This window comes from Nesterenkonia pannonica (assembly GCF_019575955.1).
Lineage (GTDB): Bacteria > Actinomycetota > Actinomycetes > Actinomycetales > Micrococcaceae > Nesterenkonia > Nesterenkonia pannonica.
This window is the reverse complement of the sequence record NZ_CP080575.1, coordinates 665865-682044: the sequence shown is the minus strand read 5'-3', so window position 1 is coordinate 682044 and position 16180 is coordinate 665865. Positions and strand designations below refer to the sequence as shown.

Below are 16180 nucleotides of genomic sequence, written 5' to 3'. Positions count from 1 at the left end.
GGACCCCGCATGCTGGTGGCGCGCGGGGCTCTCGGGGCGGCGGCGCTCACAGCTCTCTCACTGCCCTGCGTCGAGTCAGCCAGATCAGCATGGGCGCTCCGAGAAATGCGGTGACCACACCGGCAGGCAGCTCGGAGGGTGCGGCGACGCGCGCCAGAATGTCGGCCGCCAGCAGCAGAGCCGGAGCGGCCACCAGGCTCAGGGGCAGCAGCCACCGGTGATCGGGGCCCACGAGCATCCGCAGGGCGTGAGGACCAGCAGGCCGATGAAGCTCAGCGGCCCCGCTGCGGCGGTGGCCGCACCGCAGAGAAGCGTCACGGCAGCCAGACCGGCGAGCCGGGTCAGACCCGGGCGCGCTCCCAGGGCGGAGGCGGCGTCGTCGCCGAGCGCCAGGGCGTTGAGGGCCCGAGGAAGGGCCAGTGCGATCAGCAGCCCCACGGCGACGAAGGGCAGGATGGCTGTGACGTCTTCGCCGCCGCGGCCTTGGAGCGACCCGGCGGACCAGAAGCGCACCCGGTCGAAGACCTCGGGCATGGCCAGGGTGACGGCGAAGCTGATCCCGGAGAGGACGGCCCCGATGGCGACGCCTGTGAGCACGAGCTTGGCCGGGTTGGCCCCCATAGGCCCCGAGGTGCCGATGACGTAGACGGCGGCTGCCGTGACGAGGGCCCCGAGGACGGCGAGCCACACATGGCCGGTTCCGACGCTGGGCCCCATCACGGCGGAGCCGAAGACCACGGCCGTGTAGGCGCCTGCGTTGACGCCGAGCAGGCCGGGGTCCGCCAGAGGGTTGCGAGCCAGCGCCTGCATCACGACTCCTGCCGCACCAAGGGCGGCGCCCGCGGCGAGCGCCAAGGCCGTGCGCGGCAGGCGGCGCTCGAGCACGAGAAGCTCCGCGGTGCCCCGCGACTCCGGGGAAGCTCACCTGCGATCCACGCGCGCAGCGTCTCCGCGGTCTGGGCGGCGGGCAGATCGCCGGATCCGACGAAGAGGCTGAGGACGGCAAGACCTGCCAGCAGGGTCAGGCCCGCAGGAATCACGAGAACGCGCCCCGCACTGCGGGGGACGCGGCCTGCGTCTGCTGCTGGGCTGCAGCCCGAGGCGCAGCGGCTGCCGGAAGGGCCGGTGCGCGGCTCCGCAGAGGTGCGGTCTGGACGGACATGTTTCCTCAGTGATTAGAGAAGCTTCATATGGCCGAATGCGGCCTATGAATAAGCTACGAGGTCCACGGGCATGACGCAATCTATGCGCAGCGACTCAGCCTGTCGCATTTGCGACACACTCGGGGATTGTCGCATCAGAATCCGTCTCATTGACGGGCAGCAAGGTCAGGGAGGCTTATCTCATGCGGCGAATTCGGCGCACGGGCCGATGCGGGCGGCATTCGTCACCTGTGTCGGTCCTGAGGCCTCACTGACAGGCCCGGGGTCGCGCCGGTGACGCGCTTGAACGCAGAGATGAAGGCGCTCGCGGAGGAGAAGCCCACCTCTTCCGCAGTGTCCGTCACGCTGAAGCCGCCGGTCAGCAGCTCCTGGCTCGATGCACGCGCGCTTCCGCCCTCCAGCGGGCGTAGCCCACGCCCGTCTCCGCCTGGAAGCTGCGCGTCAGCGTGCGCGTACTGATGCCCAGCCGCTCTGCCCACTCGTGAGCTGAGGGCGCAGAGCGGACATCCTCCAGCACCGCCCGGGCTGCTGTGCGGGCAGGGTCCCTCGCCGGAAGGCGAAGGCTGACCTGCACCTCGGAAGGTCGGATCAGGTCCGGGACCACCGCCTGCGCCCGAGCGCGCTGCTCGTCGGTGAGGTCCTGCGAGTCGATGTGGTCGAGCAGACTGGTCAGCAGCGCAGTCATCGTCACTGCTGCGACGTCCCCAGGCATCGTCTCCACGGCTTCCGGGCTCAGAAGCACGGCACGATACAGCGTCCCGGCCCCGGCCCATCCGGAATGCTCAGTGCCCGCTGGGATCCACAGCCCGTCGGCACCGGCTACGGACCAGAGGCGAGACCCCACGGCGATGGTGGAGGCGCCGCGCGGGTTCCACAGCAGCTCGTGGAACGGGTGCGCGTGCGCCTTCCACTCCACTGGCCGCAGCAGCTCCTCACCCATGCCGCCGATGCTGAAGCCGATCTGATCCGACGCCTGCGGCTCCACGCCGCGCACCTCGACCCTCACCGACGGCACCTCACGGCGCCTCCCCGCTGAGCAGCAGGATCAGAGCTGCCAGGCCGATGCCCATCACTGCGGCCGTCAGCCCCAGAACCGAACGCACCGCCGCCGGGTAGCTCTCGTCGAGGATGCCGTGCACCGCTCGCCGGTAGCGTGCGCGCTCACCGACGAAGATGCCCAGGGCCACCAGGGAGCAGCCTCCCACCAGTGTGAGGACGGCCGCTCCCTGGTAGGGAATCCAGCGCAGCAGGAACCCGGCCAGGACAAGCAGGAGCAGCAGGGTGCGGTTCCAGGCCAGCAGCGTCCGCTCCGGCTGGACGCCGGGATCCTCATGCAGCGGGAGATCGGCGGAGCTCATCGGCGGCTCAGACCGCGATGATCCAGATCACCAGCAGAGCGGTGACCACAGCCACTCCCCGGCCAGCAGCGGTGCGATGAGCGGCACCGGAAGCGACCGGCGCCGCCTGAGGCTGCGCTCCACGTTCAGCCACCGGGCGAACGAGTAAGCCGCCAGCAGCATCCCGAGCACGAGAAGACTGGCGGCGAGCGCTGTCCGCAGAGTTCCCGGAATACGGCCTGGGTCAGCGCCTCCACCGCCACGCCTGCGGCGACCAGAGCCATGGCCGTCCGTATCCATGCCAGGAAGGTGCGCTCGTTGGCCAGCGTGAAGCGGGGGTCTGGGTCCTGCCCCTCCCCAGAATCCGCTGCTGCCACCCCGGAAGTGTGCTCATCGTGCCGGATCTGCGATCTTGCCGTGCTCCAAGGCTGACCAGAAGTCCCCGCGGACGTAGCGCTGCTCGGGTCCCGGCGCGAAGTCGAATGCTCGATGCTGCCCTGTGGCCAGCGCGCCGGCGACCAGCTGACGACGGCGCTGACTGGACAGAACATCATGCTCCAGCGATTCCAGGCCGTAGCGGCTGTGGAGCTCCTTGCGCATCAGCTCCAGCTGCTCTGCGTGCGCTGGGCTGCTTAAGCGAGGTTGGTCAGCTCCTCAGGATCCTCAGCCAGGTTGTACAGGTGGTCCGGGTCGCCTGGGCAGATGGAGAGCTTCCAGGTGCCCCGCACCAGCGTGAGGTGCGGCCGGTGGGTTCCCTCTGCCAAGTACTCGATAAGCACATCCCGGTCTGTGGGCCCCTCGGCAGTCTCCTGCTCGGCGAGGACGTGCAGGGGCGCCCCGGAAGCTCGGCCTCGCCCTGATCATCGAGGGCAAGTGCGCTGAGCGTCGGCGCGACGTCGAGCAGCGAAACATTCGTACTGAACCGGCCGCGCGGCACCAGCGCCTCGGGCCCCGTGATGATCATCGGCACCCTGGAGGACCTCTCATACGGGCTCATCTTGTACCAGAGGCCCTTCTCCCCGAGCATGTCGCCGTGGTCGGAGGTCACCATGATCACAGTGTTCTCGGCCAGGCCGAGGTACTCCAGCCGCTGGGTCACAGCAGCGATCTGATCATCGATGTAGCTGACCGCGGCGTAGTAGGCGCGACGGGCCCTGCGCACCTCGTCGGCTGAGGGGTCCCGCTTGTCGAACCCGCTCATGGCACGCAGCCGGTGGGTGTGCGGGTCGGCCTCGGCATCCGGAATCTCAGGGTGGGCAGGGTCAGGAATGTCGACATCGTCGAATCTGTCCCAGTGCTCCGCCGGGGCTCGTAGGGGTCGTGGGGGTGGATGTAGCTGGTGACCATCAGGAACGGCTGCTCCTGGCGGCCCTCGCGCCGGTGCCTCTGGTTGGCCCGCGCCCGATCGTTGAGGTGGCGCAGGGTCCGCCAGGTCACCTCGTCGTCGAAGTCCTGCTGCACCGTTGCTTTGGAAGCTCCTGCAGAGAAGACCGCATCAGCGTCGTGGTACCACTGCAGCTTCTCCTCCATGGGCAGGTTCCAGTCAGGAACCATGTCCAGATCGGCCGGATACACGTCCGTGGTGAGACGCTCTTCGAAGCCGTGGTGCTGGTCCGGTCCGATGAAGTGCATCCGTCCGATGAGGGCGGTGTGGTAGCCGGCCCGGCGCAGACGGTGGGCGAAGGTGGGCTCGGAGGTGGTGAAGTCATCGCCGTTGTCGTAGCAGCCGATCTCGCTGGGGAGCCGCCCGGTCATCATGGAGGCCCGGGACGGCGCACACAGCGGAGTGCTGCAGTAGGCGCGGTCAAAGACCGCCCCCTCTTGGGCCAGGGCGTCGATGGTGGGCGTTCGGGCTGCCTGGTCTCCATAGGCGCCCAGAGATTGGGCGGCCATCTGATCCGCCTGGATGACAACGATGTTCGGCCGTGCCGGGCACCCTCTTCAGGAGGGGACACAGTTCCGTTGTTGTGGCTGATCTGAGGACCGTCGCCCTGCGGGTATGCGGCATCAGACATACTGAGTCCCTCCTTCGGGAGATTGGGTTCGTCATAGCGCGGAGACGGCACGCCCATGTCGGGACGGGTCTCCAGCCCCTACAGTAGCTGTGCGAAGAAGTGTCGAGGTGGAGGTTACGGATGAGCGCCTGCTGCGGTCCTGCCCGCAACGAGGTCAGGGACGACCACGGCCCCGTGACGGCGTCCCGTGCCGCGGAGGACTCGGACATGGTGAAGCACCTTGCGTCCTCCGCGTCCGAGGATCTGCGGTTCGTCGGCCTGTCAGGGAAGCTTCCGCATGGGTTCGGAGGATGCGCTGGCCTACCCCGACGACGGGGAGGGCCCGGTGCGCACCGTGGAGATCGCGCCGTTCGCCGTGGCTGCCACCACCGTCACCGTGGCACAGTTCGCCGCGTTCGTCGCCGCCACGGGTCACACCACCGACGCGGAGAAGCACGGCGACTCACTCGTCTTCTCGGGACTGCTGACCGATGAGCTGAAGGCGTCCTCCCCGCCGTGGTAGGCGCGACCTGGTGGCGCCAAGTCGCCGGGGCCTCCTGGCTTCGGCCCGAAGGCCCGGGATCGGCAGCCCTGGGACGTGAGGATCACCCCGTCACCCATGTCTCTCAGCGCGATGCGGAGGCGTACGCCGCATGGGTCGGTGCACGCCTGCCCGCCGAAGCGGAATGGGAGTTCGCAGCCCGCGGCGGACTCGATCAGCAGCCGTTCCCTGGGGCTCTGTCCGGGAGCCCCACGGAGAGCCCCGCATGAACACCTTCCCGGAGAGTTCCCGGACCGGCCGGGAGCGGCGGTGGGCACCGTGCCCGCCGCCGCGTTCCCCGCCAACGGATACGGGCTGCACAACGTCACCGGCAACGTGTGGGAGTGGACATCCAGCCCCTGGTCGGAGACCGATCCTAGGCCGGTGGTGAGGGCGGAAGCTACATGTGCCACGCCTCCTACTGCCGCCGCTATCGGACCTCAGCCCGCACGGCCTCCACGTCCGACACCAGCCTCGGCCACACCGGCTTCCGTCTCGCCGTAGACCTCGGCTGACCCTTACAGCGCGTAGTGGGTGAAGCGGCCTCCCACCAGGGTCGCGGCCACCGGCATGGTGCGCAGCTCGTTCCGGTCACAGTCGAAGGGGCTCCGGCCGACAACGGCAAGGTCAGCGACGTCTCCCACCTGAACATCCGAGCGGCCCCGGGCTGAGGACCTCAGCGCGGTGCGGATGTCGATGCTCTGCTCCGGGTGCCAGGGCTGCCGGTCATCGCGGCTGCGGTGCACCGCAGAGGCCATGGCGAACCACGGGTCCAGCGGGGAGACAGGGGCGTCCGACCCCATACGCAGCTCGACCCCGCGTCGTGCAGGGACTTCAGGGCAAAGGCCCGATCAGTGCGGCCGCTCCAGTGCGTGTCGGCCACATCTCGGTCATCCATCGCATGCTCGGGCTGCACACTGGCGGCGAGGCCGAGCTCGGCGAAACGAGCCACATCCTCGTGCCGCAGCAGCTGGGCGTGCTCCACCGAACCCGTCATCCCCAGGGTCTCGAAGGCGTCGAGCACCCCGTGTTGGCCCGGTCGCCGATGGCGTGGATGGCTGCGCCGATGCCGGCGTCCCGCGCCCGCTGCATCAGGCCTCTCAGGTCCTCGATCGGGACCGACTCCATGCCGCAGGCGTGCGGGTGCGCTGGGTCCAGCCCTGGGTAGGGGTCCCAGCACCAGGCGGTGCGGGTGTTCAGGGAACCGTCGACCACCACTTTGAGCGGCCCCATGGTCACCAGACCGAGCCTGTCCAGGGGTCCCCGTCTTCACCCCGCGCGCGATCGCGCCGTCCAGCTTGTCCGGCCACACGGAGATCTCCACGCGCAGCCGGTCCACACCGTCGTCCACCCGCTGGGGCCAGAGCGTGATGTTCTCCGTGTTCTCAAACTCGACGATGCCGACCACTCCGCGGGCGGCGGCGGCTGGGCAGCGGCCCGGTACTGGTCCGAGGTGAGCTCGCCGGGGCTCTGAATCTTCTCCAGGGCGCCGAACCAGGCCTCCTCCCGGACCAGGCCGTCGGGATCTGCCCGGACGTCGAGCAGCCTCTCCGCCGCGCTGCTGATCCACGCGCAGTGCAGGTCCCCGGAGACCATGACCGCCGGAGCGCCCCTGCGGCCTCGTCGAGGTCCTCCTGGGAAGGCTCGTCCCCCACAGCCCGTCCCGGAACCCGTACCCGACCAGGGGCTTCCCATCCACGGGCTTCTCTGCGGCACGCACCAGCTCCAGCACCTCGGCCGCCGAGGCATGGGCAGACAGGTCCAGGCGCTGCTGCTGAGCCACCCACTGGGTGAAATGCACATGGTGGTCCCAGAGTCCCGGGACGAGGAACCGTCCTCCCAGGCTGTGCGTCTCAGCACCGGCAGCCTACTCGGACCCGGCCCTAAAGATGTCGACGACGACGCCGTCCTCGATCATCACATCGAAGGTTCCGTCCCGGTCGAGCAGCCGGGCGTCGGTGAGCATCAGCGAAGCAGGCACAGTGTCCTCTCAGGGTCAGTTGTTCGTGCGGGGCCGCGGGGCCAGTCAGAGGGAGACTTTCCGGAGAAGGTCTCTAGGGTCGTCCGAGGTCATCGCTCCCAGATTCACCGAGGTGATCACTCCCTTCTCATTCCTGTTCACCCGGACGCTACTAGGAAAACTCGAGGGCTCCTACTAGTAATTTGTGAGCGATTGCCCTCGAAAACGTTCACCAGCACCCTCGGATTCGTTCACATGTGATCCTGCCGCCCTTAGGACGCTCAGGACCAGAGCCTGTCGATGGGCATCACGTGAAGCCTGTCCTCGTAGGTGTAGGAGCGTGTGCCCATGCTCAGTGCTATTCCCGCGGCGAAACGGTCACCCACTGCCTCCCGCATCTTTCGGAGCCCGGCGAAGTCCTTGCCCGGGATCCGCTCAGAGGCCTTGACCTCGAAGGCCAACACGCGGCCGTCACTCAGCTCCAAGACGAAATCCACTTCCTCGTCATCACTGGTGCGCCAATGACCGAGCACATAGGGCTGCTCCAACCATGAAGCCTGCGTGCGGAGCTCCCCGACCACGAACGTCTCCATCAAGTGACCAAACTCGGTCTGCACCGTGGGATCCAGCGAGGCAAGCTTTTTGGCTCCAATGCGATGAAGATGAGCTGCCAGCCCTGAATCCACCACATGCACTTTGGGCTTACCTGTGCTTCTGGCACTGAGCGTCTTCCCCAAGCGGGAAGCCGGTGGACCAGGTAAAGGTCCTCCAGGAGACGAACATAGTTCTCGAGAGTCTCCCTGCTGATGCCCACACCCTCACCGACTTTGGACAGGTTGAGCACCTGAGCCGTCTGCCCGGCGAGTCGGTTCAGAATCTCCGCGAGGGCCTGCCGCTGACGCACCCGGAAGAGCTCCACCGCATCTCTTTCCACAGAGGTGCGGACATAGTCGTCGAACCAGCGAGCACGCGAAGCCTCCCGACGCTTTCGGGGAGTGGGCAGCCCTCCTGCGCACAGTCGCTCCACATACTCTTCACGACTGGTGGTGGAGTGAGGCTGGGCAGACACCGTCCCGCTCGGGTCCTCCAACAGGCCTTCGAGGAGCGACCTCTCTCGCCCCTCGATCTCACACTGGGCCAGCGGCCAAATAACCATCGAGTGGAGACGCCCCGTGAGCGCCTGGGCCGTGCGAGGCAGGGCGTCATGTCTCGTAGATCCCGTGAGCACAGCGGTGCCCGGTTCACTGCCCGTGCGGTTCAGCCGAGCCTTGATCGCATCCAGCACCTCAGGCAGGTGCTGGTACTCGTCGATGCACACCGGCGGGATCGGGACTTCAACAGCAGCTGAAGGGTTACGCGCCACCGCGTCTCGCACCTCGAGATTGTCGAGATCGATGACATCAGCCTGGTGCTCAGCTGCAAAATCATGCAGAACTGTGGACTTCCCGACTGAACGCGGTCCGTGCAGAGCAATGACCGGCTCCTCCTCAGAACGATCCTCCAACAGTCCCCTGATTCGACGGGGAACCAGACCCCTCTTACTCTCTGCCATACAGGGATACTAGCAAAACGCGAGGACCCCTACTAGGAAAACTCGAGGAGTTCTACTAGTAATTTTCGAGGAGCTCTACTAGGAAAACTCGAGGGCCCGCCTCGAGCTGCCTACTGCCCCTTCAGCCGCTCGGCCAGAGCCTTGAACTGGGAGCTGGAGTTGCCGAAGCGGTGAAGCGTCATCGAGACGGACTGCTCCTTCACCCAGTGGCGAATCTCCACGCGTCCTGACGCAGTGATCGGGTCATCCAGCAGGGCAATCTCGGGCCTGTGCGAGACAGCCTCCCAGACGCTGCGGCTGAGCGACCCCACGGCGCGGACGCGAGCCCCGAGGCCCTGGTCGTATCGCCCCTCGGCGAGCGCCGCGGCGAACTCGTCCTCCGTCTCGTTCTTCTCCACGTCGATGCCGAATGCCTTGGCGGCGAGCTTCACCGCGCGTCGGACCTCCTTCGACGCGTCCTTGTCCACCGAGACCACGGCCGATGCTCCGGCCCGGTGCCCGGCCAGCAGCGTGCGCAGAGCATGGTGGGGCTCGGCGTCCGCGCCCACACGCAGCACGACGCTGGTGGGGAGGTACCGGAAGATGTTCGCCTCGGAGCCCAAGCCTGTGGGGTCGGTGGGGGTCCCGAACTCTGCTTCCCATGCCTGCGCATCCGATGCGGCCGCGGCCTTCAGCCAGGCGAGACCGGCCTCGGTGAGCGCATTCTTCTCCGAGGCGCTGCGCAGAAGGTCTCCGGCCGCACCCGCGGGCATCGGCAGCTGGGCCGCTGAGGCGATGTCGGTGCTGTCGCTCCACCGGCCGAAGAGCATCACGTAGTTGGGTCCGCTTACCTTGGAGCCGAGCCCCACGGAGGACTTCTTCCATCCGCCGAACGGCTGCCGCTGCACGATCGCGCCGGTGATCCCTCGGTTCACGTAGGCGTTGCCGATCTGAACCTCATCGAGCCACCGCTCCACCTCGGAAATCTCCAGGGAGTGGATGCCGCCGGTGAGGCCGAACTCGACCTGGTTCTGCAGGGCGATGGCCTCGTCGAGGTCCTTAGCCTCCATCAGGCCCAGCACGGGGCCGAACACCTCGGTGAGGTGGAAGAAGCTTCCGGCTTGACCCCGGACTTGATGCCCGGGGACCAGAGCCGTCCGGTCTCGTCCAGCTGGCGGGGCTGCAGAAGCCATTCCTCGCCGGGTTCCAACGTGGTCAGGGCGCGCCGCAGCTTGTCGCTGGGGTCCTCGGTGAGCGGACCCACCGTCGCGGAGAGGTTCTGCGGCCAGTCCACCACCAAGGAGGAGGCGGCGTCGACGAGCTGGCGCCGGAACCGCTCGGAGCTGTAGACGCTGCCGACCAGGATGCCCAGTGAGGCCGCCGAGCACTTCTGCCCAGCATGCCCGAAGGCTGAGGTGACCAGGTCCGCCACGGCGAGGTCCCGGTCCGCCGCGGGGGTGACGACCAGGGCATCCTTGCCTGAGGTTTCGGCGTTGATGGTCAGCTCCGGCTTCCAGGAGCGGAACAGGGCCGCTGTCTCGGAGGCGCCGGTGAGAATGATGCGGTCAACCCCTCGTGCGAGACGAGAGCCCGGCCTGCGTCGCCCTCGTCCGGGTGCATGCCGAGCAGGACCTCCCTCGGCACTCCTGCGTCCCACAGGCATTCGAGGATCGCCATGGAGCAGTGGGGCGTCGGCTGGGGCGGCTTGTGGATCACAGCTGCCCCAGCAGCCAGGGCGGCCGCCGTGCCGCCGGTCGGGATGGCCAGCGGGAAGTTCCAGGGCGGAGTGATGAGCACCAGACGGTCCGGGGCGAAGGACGCCCCCTCCACCTGGTCCAGTTCAAGGGCCCGGTGAGCGTAGTAGCGCATGAAGTCGATCGCCTCGGAGATCTCCGGGTCGGACTGCGCCAGGGATTTGCCGACCTCAGCGGCCGCGATCGAGGCGAGGTGACCACGACGGGCCGCCATGATGTCAGCAGCCCGGTACAGAATCCCGGCACGCTCCGCCGCGGGCCGAGCGGCCCATTCGGCGCCGGCGGCCCGTGCGCCTGCCACGACGGCGTCGACGTCCGCAGCATCGATGACCATGCGGCACGGCCTGCTCCGCGAGCCACTGCGGGGTGGCCCTGGCCATGACCTGCTCGGTCCAGCGCTGGTTGGGCTCCAGGGCGGGGTTGGTGTCCGGCTCGTTGGCGAAGGGCGGCAGCTCAGCCGCGCCTGCCTCGCTCGCAGAAGGAACTCCTGCCTGCTCCTCAGCCAGCCGGCTCTGCGTGTGGTTCGGAGCCGGTGCGTCCTCGCCGTCGCGCTCCAGGAGCTCTCCCAGGGCGCTCACGGACGCACGGAAGCGGCTCTCCTCGCGGATGAACACGTCGCTGCCGCGTCCTGTGCCGTCCACACTGAGCTCAAAGATCCCGGACATGAAGTTCTCGCTCGCGGCGTTCTCCTCGAGTAAGCGCACCAAGTAGGAGACGGCCACGTCGAACTCCTCCGGCCGCACGGCCGGGACGTAGAGCAGCAGCTGGCCCACGTCCTCGCGCAGGGTCTGCTGCTGCTCGGCGGCCATGCCCTGCAGCATCTCGAACTCGAGCCTGGCTGTGACGCCGCGCCGTGCGCCCAGCAGGTGGGCGAAGGCAATGTCGAAGAGGTTCTGGTAAGCCACGCCGAGGCGGACGCCCCGCATGCGCTCTGCGGTCAGCAGCCAGTGCAGCACCCGCTTGTAGTTGGCGTCGCTGGCCTCCTTGGACTCGCAGGTGGCCACAGGCCAATCGTGGATGTCGCCGTGCACCCGCTCCATGGCCAGGTTGGCACCCTTGACCAGGCGGATCTTGATGCCGGCGCCGCTGGCGTCGACTCGCTCATTGGCGAACGCGGTGAGCTCCTGGACGGCGCCGAGAGCATCCGGCAGGTAGGCCTGAATGACGATGCCGCCCTCGTAGTGCTTCATCTCCGGTCGTGAGCAGCCGCTTGAAGACCTCGATGGTCAGGCGCAGGTCCCCGTACTCCTCCATGTCCAGGTTGATGAACTTGGATCCCGCCGGGGCCGCAGCGGCCTCGCTGTAGAGCGGCACGAGCCGGGAGGTCACGTAGTCCACGGTCTCCTCGAAGCCCCACATGCTGATCTGGCTGGCGATGGAGCTGGCCTTGATCGAGACGTAGTCGACATCGTCGCGCCGCAGCAGCCGGACGGTGTCCTCGAGGTGCTTGTCGGCCTCCTGCTCGCCGAGCACCGCCTCTCCGAGCAGGTTGATGTTGAGCCGGTTGCCGTCCTTCCTGATCTTGGCGACGGCCTTGCCGAACTGCTTGTCGCGAGCGTCGACGACCATGTGCCCGACCATCGATCGCATCCTTCGGCGCGCAGCAGGCACGACGACCTGCGGCAGGGCCGTGCCCAGTGCCGACCCGGCGCGGATCTGCGCCAGCTCCAGGGCGTCGAGAGTGTCGGGCGCGAGCCCGCCGAGGTCCTTCAGAGCGGACGCCGCCGCCTTGGTGTCTTCGGTGCGGATCACGCGGTCCACGAACCCGACGGTGAAGTCAGGCCGGTGGGATGCGAGAGGACTGCGGAGAGAGTCTTGGCGGCCTTGTGGGGCTCGGCGCCGACAGCCTGGGTGCGCTGGAGCCAGCGGCGGACCTGCTCAACGGCCTCGCCTGCCAGGGCGTCCAGCTCGGTGCGGGTCTCTTCGAACGTGATCTCACTCATAGCATCAAGAGTAGGCACCCCTGCGCCGCTTTTCGACAGAACCGAAAGGTCCTTCCCGGTGGTGTCGGACAATCAGTAACATCGACGTCATGCTCAACCTCCACAGGCTCCGCCTGCTGCACGCGTTCAGGCTGCGCGGAACCGTCTCCGCCGCTGCGGCTGCGATGGGGCTGAGCCCCTCCACCGTGTCGCAGCAGCTCAGCCAGCTGGAGCTTGAGACCGGAGCCGAGCTCTTCCACCGCGGCGGCAGGTCCCTGCGGCTCACCCACGCAGGGCTGAGGCTGGCTGAGCACGCACAGGCGATGCTCGACCTCCAGGACGAGGCGATGCGCTCCCTCTCCGCAGGCGAGCCCGAGCTCTCAGGCGTCCTTCGCCTCTCAGTGTTCCAGTCCGTCGCCCTGGCGCTGGCGCCCCAAGCGCTGAGCAGCATGAAGGCCGACCACCCCGGGCTGCGCGTCGAGATGGTCCAGGCTCCGCCCGAGCGGGCGCTGTTCGACCTGGCCGGGCGCCGGCATGATCTGGTGGTCGCTGAGCAGTACCCGGGAGTCAGCAGACCGCGTCAGCCCGAGTTCGACATCGAGGAGCTGGGAAGCGACCGGCTGTGGCTCGTGGTCCCGGAGCAGCTTGCAGGCATCGAGCCGGAGGACCTGGACGCCTACCCTGGGTCATGGAGCCTGCGGGAACCGCCTCCCGCGAATGGTGCCTCCAACAGTGCCGCTCCCTGGGCTTCGAGCCTGACGTCCGCTTCACCACCGATGACCTCACCTCGCACCTGCGGCTCATACGCGCCGGGCTGGCGGTGGGGCTCCTGCCGCAGCTTCTGCTCACCGATCAGGACACCGCCGGCACAGCCCTGCTGCCGCTTCCCGACGCGCCCGCGCGCACCATCTACACCACGGCACGCCGCGCATCGGCAGAGACTCCGGCCGCTCAGGCGTGCCGGGCAGCCATCCGTGAGGCGTTTCTGAAGGCCTCTCCGCAGACCTAGAGCCGGGCCCGCTCGCCTCTGCTCAGCGGAGCTCGCCGCCGCGGTCAGCGACCATCTCGCGCAGGTGCGTGAAGGTCCGGCCGGAGGCGATGCCGTCGTGCTCGAATTCGTTGGTCACCCACCCTTGGGAGCTGCCGATCCGGCTCAGCGTGTCCAGTGAGAGGCCTGCATCGACGAACATGTCGTCGTAGTAGACGGCGGCGGCCACCGGAACTTCGTTGGCGGCCAGCCGATCCAGGTCGTAGAGGGGCGTCCAGTCCTGCTTCTGGTGCAGCGCCTCCACGGCAGGACGAAGCGGCTTCAGCGCGCGGATATCCTCGAACATCCAGGGAACGACATCTCCCCGGTGAGCAGCAGCGGCCGTGCGTCCTCCCGGAACTGAGGCCTGCGGCTCCTCTCCGCCTGGGCGGCCCACGCGGTGGGGCCGGAGTCAGCGTCCGCGTAGATGGCCTCCTGCAGCGTCCAGTACAGGACGCGTCCGGCCTGCGAGGTCTGGATCTGGACCTCCTCGAGGAAGCCCTCCGCGAGCCGCCCGGGCCGGGCGAAGGCCGTCTCAAGCAGCCAGTGCATGCGCTCGAAGCCCGGCTTCATGCCGAAGTCCTGGCCCAGGGACTGAAGGCGGCGGACCGTCAGAGCGTCCCCGTCGGGCAGGCGCACATCCTGTTGGGCGAGCACGTCGGCCACCGCTGCGAGGGTCTCGACGTCCTGGGGTAGCGGCTGTAGTACTCATGGGTCTTGGCCTCCACCCGCGGGAAGGTCCGCGCGTACACCTCAGATGCCTGGGGAGGCGTGCCGGGCACTCCCCGGTGATGTAGCAGGCCGTCAGCGCTTCGGGGTGCATCGACAGGTACGTGAGAGTCAGGAAGCCTCCGTAGGACTGCCCCAGGGTTGCCCACCGGCGGCCGCCGAAGAGGGTGCTGCGGACGTGCTCGAGGTCTCGGACGATGGAGTCTGCGCGGAACAGGGACAGGTGCTCGGCTCCCGCCTCGGCGTCGCCGCGGGCCGAGACGTCTTCAGCCTCCAGCGGGGTGGAGCGTCCTGTGCCGCGCTGGTCCACCAGCACGATGCGGTAATGCGCCAGCGCTTCCTCGATCCAGGAGCCGGGACGGGTCGGACGAGGATTCGCGCCCCGGGCCCGCCCTGAAGGAACAGCAGCAGCGGCAGGTCCTCGCGCCGCTTCTCCGGTCCCACCAGCTCCCGGACGAACAGGTCGATGTCCTCCCCGTCGGGGCTCGACCAGTCCAGCGGCACTCTCAGCGTGTGCTCCTCAACCCACATTCCCGGCATGGGATAGCCCATCGTTCTGCTCCTTCAACGGTCTGCCGATGCTCCTGGGGTGAACCCTAAGCCACGTCCGCGGCGACGGACCGACGCCGAGGCTCATCGGCCCGGGCGAGCATGCGTGGTCGCACCGCTTCGAGGAAGTACATTCATCGAATGTCGTTTCTGTCGCTGATCGCCTTCATCCTCGCTTAGCGCGGGCACCCCAGGGCCGAACAACGCCATCGCGCTGGCGTCCGGGGCCAACTATGGGCTGCGTCGAACGGTGCCGTGCATCGCCGGGGTGAACGTGGGGTTCCCGCTGATGATCATCCTGGTGGGGATGGGGCTCGGCGGGGTCCTCGCCCAGTGGCCGTTCGTGCTGGACATACTGCGTCCCATCGGCGTGGTCTACCTGCTGTGGCTGGCATGGAACATCGCCGCGGCTCCGACGCACGTCCAACCCGGCACGCAGGGCAGGCCTCCGGGCTTTGTGAAGATGGCGCTCTTTCAGCTGGTCAACCCGAAGGCCTGGACCTTGGTGATCGCGGCCCTGTCGACCTACACGGGGTTCTGGGGCTCGTTCTTCGCCGAGGTGGTGGTCATCGCGCTGTTCGCGATGGTCTTCGGCGCCCCCTGCACCACAGCGTGGGCCGTGATGGGGGTGGGCGTAAGCCGCATCATCAGCAGGTAAGCCCACATGCGCGTGTTCAACGTGGTCATGGCGCTGCTGCTGGTGGCGTCCCTCATCCCCGCATTCGTGGAGATCTGGGAGTCCGCACAGCCGCTTCTTGCCTGACCCGGCGATTGGCGGAGAGGACGGAGGCGCACCAGGCGTAAGCGATGATGAGGCCGCAGCCGAGCAGCTGCCAGACGGTGGGGATCCGCCCGAAGATGATCACATCGAGCACCACGGCGAATACGGCGCTGAGCAGCATCAGGGTTGAGGAGGTCACCTCCGTGATGCCGGTCATGGCAATGTTGAAGCTCAGGTACGTGATGACCTGCCCGACGAGTGCGAGAGCGGCGAACCACGCCCAGCCCTCCCATCCTGCGGGCATGACCAGACGGCCGGTGCCCGCCGCAGCGGCCAGGCTCACCAGGCCCGCCGAGAGGCAGACCACCGCCAGCACGGTGAACGGGGCCGGACGGACAGTGCGCGGGGCGGTGCGCCGGATGATGGCCAGGTACGCCGCGTAGCAGACGCTTAGCTGCCAGACCGGCTGCGACCCCGCCCCAGTTGAGCGCCTCGTCCCCGAAGGCGCCCGCGGCAAACGCCACCCCAGCAGCATCATCGGAACGATCCACAGCAGCGAGCGCATGGGCCGTACGCCTTCGACTGCCCATGCCAGCAGCGGCAGAACCACCAGCTGGATGTTGATGAGCACGGTGGCGATGCCGCGCCGATGACGACGATGGAGGTGTTGTAGAACGCGTAGTCGGCGCCGATGGCGATGCCTCCGATGACAGCGCCCAGCAGCGTGCGCCGCGGCAGGGCGGCCGCACGGTCCACGCGTCGCAGCTCCCACAGGGCGAAGGGCAGCAGCATGGGGCAGGCCAGCAGGCAGCGCCAGGCGGCCACGCTCATCGGCTCCGAATCGATGGCGGCGATCATCGCGGCGGACGCCGCCAGCGCGAACGTACCGACCAGCATCAGCAGCACACCGCGCCCCGGGGAAATCACCCCGGAAGTCTATTGCTCCTGCGCC

Annotated in this window: 19 protein-coding genes and 6 pseudogenes; 6 read left to right on the top strand and 19 right to left on the bottom strand. The window is 68.0% G+C overall.

The window, feature by feature from the left end; all coding sequences use genetic code 11:
- Nucleotides 1–46: 46 nt before the first annotated feature.
- The 8 genes and pseudogenes from K0H76_RS05240 to K0H76_RS05205 form a co-directional block, all read right to left on the bottom strand.
- Nucleotides 47–885, bottom strand: a pseudogene (locus tag K0H76_RS05240) (iron chelate uptake ABC transporter family permease subunit).
- Nucleotides 886–1387: 502 nt separating this feature from the next.
- Nucleotides 1388–1507: an AraC family transcriptional regulator gene (locus tag K0H76_RS05235; protein ID WP_258934710.1), complete on the bottom strand. Its 120-nt coding sequence runs from the start codon at nucleotides 1505–1507 to the stop codon at nucleotides 1388–1390.
- A 14-nt stretch (nucleotides 1508–1521) separates the two neighbouring features.
- Entirely contained in the window at nucleotides 1522–2169 is a 648-nt protein-coding gene (locus tag K0H76_RS05230) for an AraC family transcriptional regulator (RefSeq protein ID WP_258934709.1), read from the bottom strand.
- Between the two features lie 10 nt (nucleotides 2170–2179).
- The gene (locus K0H76_RS05225) at nucleotides 2180–2521 is read right to left on the bottom strand and encodes a DUF202 domain-containing protein (protein WP_258934708.1); all 342 of its coding nucleotides are present in this window, start codon (nucleotides 2519–2521) and stop codon (nucleotides 2180–2182) included.
- Nucleotides 2522–2528: 7 nt separating this feature from the next.
- Nucleotides 2529–2904: pseudogene (locus K0H76_RS05220) on the bottom strand (DUF202 domain-containing protein).
- Nucleotides 2891–3100: a hypothetical protein gene (locus K0H76_RS05215; protein WP_258934707.1), complete on the bottom strand. Its 210-nt coding sequence runs from the start codon at nucleotides 3098–3100 to the stop codon at nucleotides 2891–2893. Before K0H76_RS05215 ends, K0H76_RS05220 begins: the two are co-directional and overlap by 14 nt.
- A gap of 46 nt (nucleotides 3101–3146) precedes the next feature.
- Nucleotides 3147–3701, bottom strand: a complete 555-nt coding sequence (locus K0H76_RS05210; protein WP_258934706.1) for a sulfatase-like hydrolase/transferase — start codon at nucleotides 3699–3701, stop codon at nucleotides 3147–3149.
- The gene (locus K0H76_RS05205; RefSeq protein ID WP_258934705.1) at nucleotides 3698–4393 is read right to left on the bottom strand and encodes a sulfatase-like hydrolase/transferase; all 696 of its coding nucleotides are present in this window, start codon (nucleotides 4391–4393) and stop codon (nucleotides 3698–3700) included. The genes K0H76_RS05210 and K0H76_RS05205 overlap by 4 nt, the downstream gene beginning before the upstream one ends.
- Nucleotides 4394–4792: 399 nt before the next feature.
- Between K0H76_RS05205 and K0H76_RS05200 the strand changes: the two genes are divergently transcribed.
- The 3 genes and pseudogenes from K0H76_RS05200 to K0H76_RS05190 form a co-directional block, all read left to right on the top strand.
- Complete coding sequence (locus tag K0H76_RS05200) at nucleotides 4793–5017, top strand: SUMF1/EgtB/PvdO family nonheme iron enzyme (RefSeq protein WP_258934704.1); 225 nt, start codon at nucleotides 4793–4795, stop codon at nucleotides 5015–5017.
- Entirely contained in the window at nucleotides 5011–5265 is a 255-nt protein-coding gene (locus K0H76_RS05195) for a formylglycine-generating enzyme family protein (protein WP_258934703.1), read from the top strand. The genes K0H76_RS05200 and K0H76_RS05195 overlap by 7 nt, the downstream gene beginning before the upstream one ends.
- Nucleotides 5266–5305: 40 nt before the next feature.
- Nucleotides 5306–5362 (top strand): annotated as a pseudogene (locus tag K0H76_RS05190) (hypothetical protein); the annotation flags it as partial.
- A 191-nt stretch (nucleotides 5363–5553) separates the two neighbouring features.
- On the opposite strand, the gene K0H76_RS05185 reads toward K0H76_RS05190, so the two are convergent.
- The 6 genes and pseudogenes from K0H76_RS05185 to K0H76_RS05160 all read right to left on the bottom strand — a co-directional run bounded on the left by K0H76_RS05185 (nucleotide 5554) and on the right by K0H76_RS05160 (nucleotide 12223).
- Complete coding sequence (locus tag K0H76_RS05185) at nucleotides 5554–5838, bottom strand: amidohydrolase family protein (protein ID WP_258934702.1); 285 nt, start codon at nucleotides 5836–5838, stop codon at nucleotides 5554–5556.
- Between the two features lie 190 nt (nucleotides 5839–6028).
- On the bottom strand, nucleotides 6029–6268 hold the full coding sequence (locus K0H76_RS05180; protein ID WP_258935337.1) for a hypothetical protein: 240 nt from the start codon (nucleotides 6266–6268) through the stop codon (nucleotides 6029–6031).
- A gap of 36 nt (nucleotides 6269–6304) precedes the next feature.
- Nucleotides 6305–6631 (bottom strand): hypothetical protein, encoded by a 327-nt coding sequence (locus K0H76_RS05175; protein ID WP_258934701.1) that lies wholly within the window; start codon nucleotides 6629–6631, stop codon nucleotides 6305–6307.
- Nucleotides 6632–7276: 645 nt separating this feature from the next.
- A complete protein-coding gene (locus K0H76_RS05170; RefSeq protein WP_258934700.1) occupies nucleotides 7277–7681 on the bottom strand; it encodes a DUF4143 domain-containing protein in 405 nt (134 codons plus the stop codon).
- Nucleotides 7588–8547: an AAA family ATPase gene (locus K0H76_RS05165; protein WP_258934699.1), complete on the bottom strand. Its 960-nt coding sequence runs from the start codon at nucleotides 8545–8547 to the stop codon at nucleotides 7588–7590. Before K0H76_RS05165 ends, K0H76_RS05170 begins: the two co-directional genes overlap by 94 nt.
- A 110-nt stretch (nucleotides 8548–8657) precedes the next feature.
- Nucleotides 8658–12223 (bottom strand): annotated as a pseudogene (locus K0H76_RS05160) (bifunctional proline dehydrogenase/L-glutamate gamma-semialdehyde dehydrogenase).
- 89 nt (nucleotides 12224–12312) lie between these two features.
- Here K0H76_RS05160 and K0H76_RS05155 point away from each other — a divergent pair.
- Nucleotides 12313–12825 (top strand): annotated as a pseudogene (locus K0H76_RS05155) (LysR family transcriptional regulator); the annotation flags it as partial.
- Between the two features lie 65 nt (nucleotides 12826–12890).
- Nucleotides 12891–13211, top strand: coding sequence for a LysR substrate-binding domain-containing protein (locus K0H76_RS05150; RefSeq protein WP_258935336.1), 321 nt, complete (start codon nucleotides 12891–12893; stop codon nucleotides 13209–13211).
- A gap of 22 nt (nucleotides 13212–13233) precedes the next feature.
- On the opposite strand, the gene K0H76_RS05145 is transcribed toward K0H76_RS05150, so the two are convergent.
- The 3 genes and pseudogenes from K0H76_RS05145 to K0H76_RS05135 all read right to left on the bottom strand — a co-directional run.
- Complete coding sequence (locus K0H76_RS05145; RefSeq protein WP_258934698.1) at nucleotides 13234–13536, bottom strand: hypothetical protein; 303 nt, start codon at nucleotides 13534–13536, stop codon at nucleotides 13234–13236.
- Nucleotides 13512–13895, bottom strand: coding sequence for a hypothetical protein (locus K0H76_RS05140; protein ID WP_258935526.1), 384 nt, complete (start codon nucleotides 13893–13895; stop codon nucleotides 13512–13514). The genes K0H76_RS05145 and K0H76_RS05140 overlap by 25 nt, the downstream gene beginning before the upstream one ends.
- A gap of 178 nt (nucleotides 13896–14073) precedes the next feature.
- Nucleotides 14074–14268 (bottom strand): annotated as a pseudogene (locus K0H76_RS05135) (alpha/beta hydrolase); the annotation flags it as partial.
- A gap of 477 nt (nucleotides 14269–14745) precedes the next feature.
- Here K0H76_RS05135 and K0H76_RS05130 point away from each other — a divergent pair.
- Nucleotides 14746–15165, top strand: coding sequence for a LysE family transporter (locus K0H76_RS05130; RefSeq protein ID WP_258935335.1), 420 nt, complete (start codon nucleotides 14746–14748; stop codon nucleotides 15163–15165).
- A gap of 52 nt (nucleotides 15166–15217) precedes the next feature.
- Here the strand turns inward: K0H76_RS05130 and K0H76_RS05125 are convergent, their stop codons facing one another.
- A complete protein-coding gene (locus K0H76_RS05125) occupies nucleotides 15218–15859 on the bottom strand; it encodes a DMT family transporter (RefSeq protein WP_258934697.1) in 642 nt (213 codons plus the stop codon).
- Complete coding sequence (locus K0H76_RS05120; protein ID WP_258934696.1) at nucleotides 15763–16125, bottom strand: hypothetical protein; 363 nt, start codon at nucleotides 16123–16125, stop codon at nucleotides 15763–15765. Before K0H76_RS05120 ends, K0H76_RS05125 begins: the two co-directional genes overlap by 97 nt.
- Nucleotides 16126–16180: the final 55 nt, after the last annotated feature.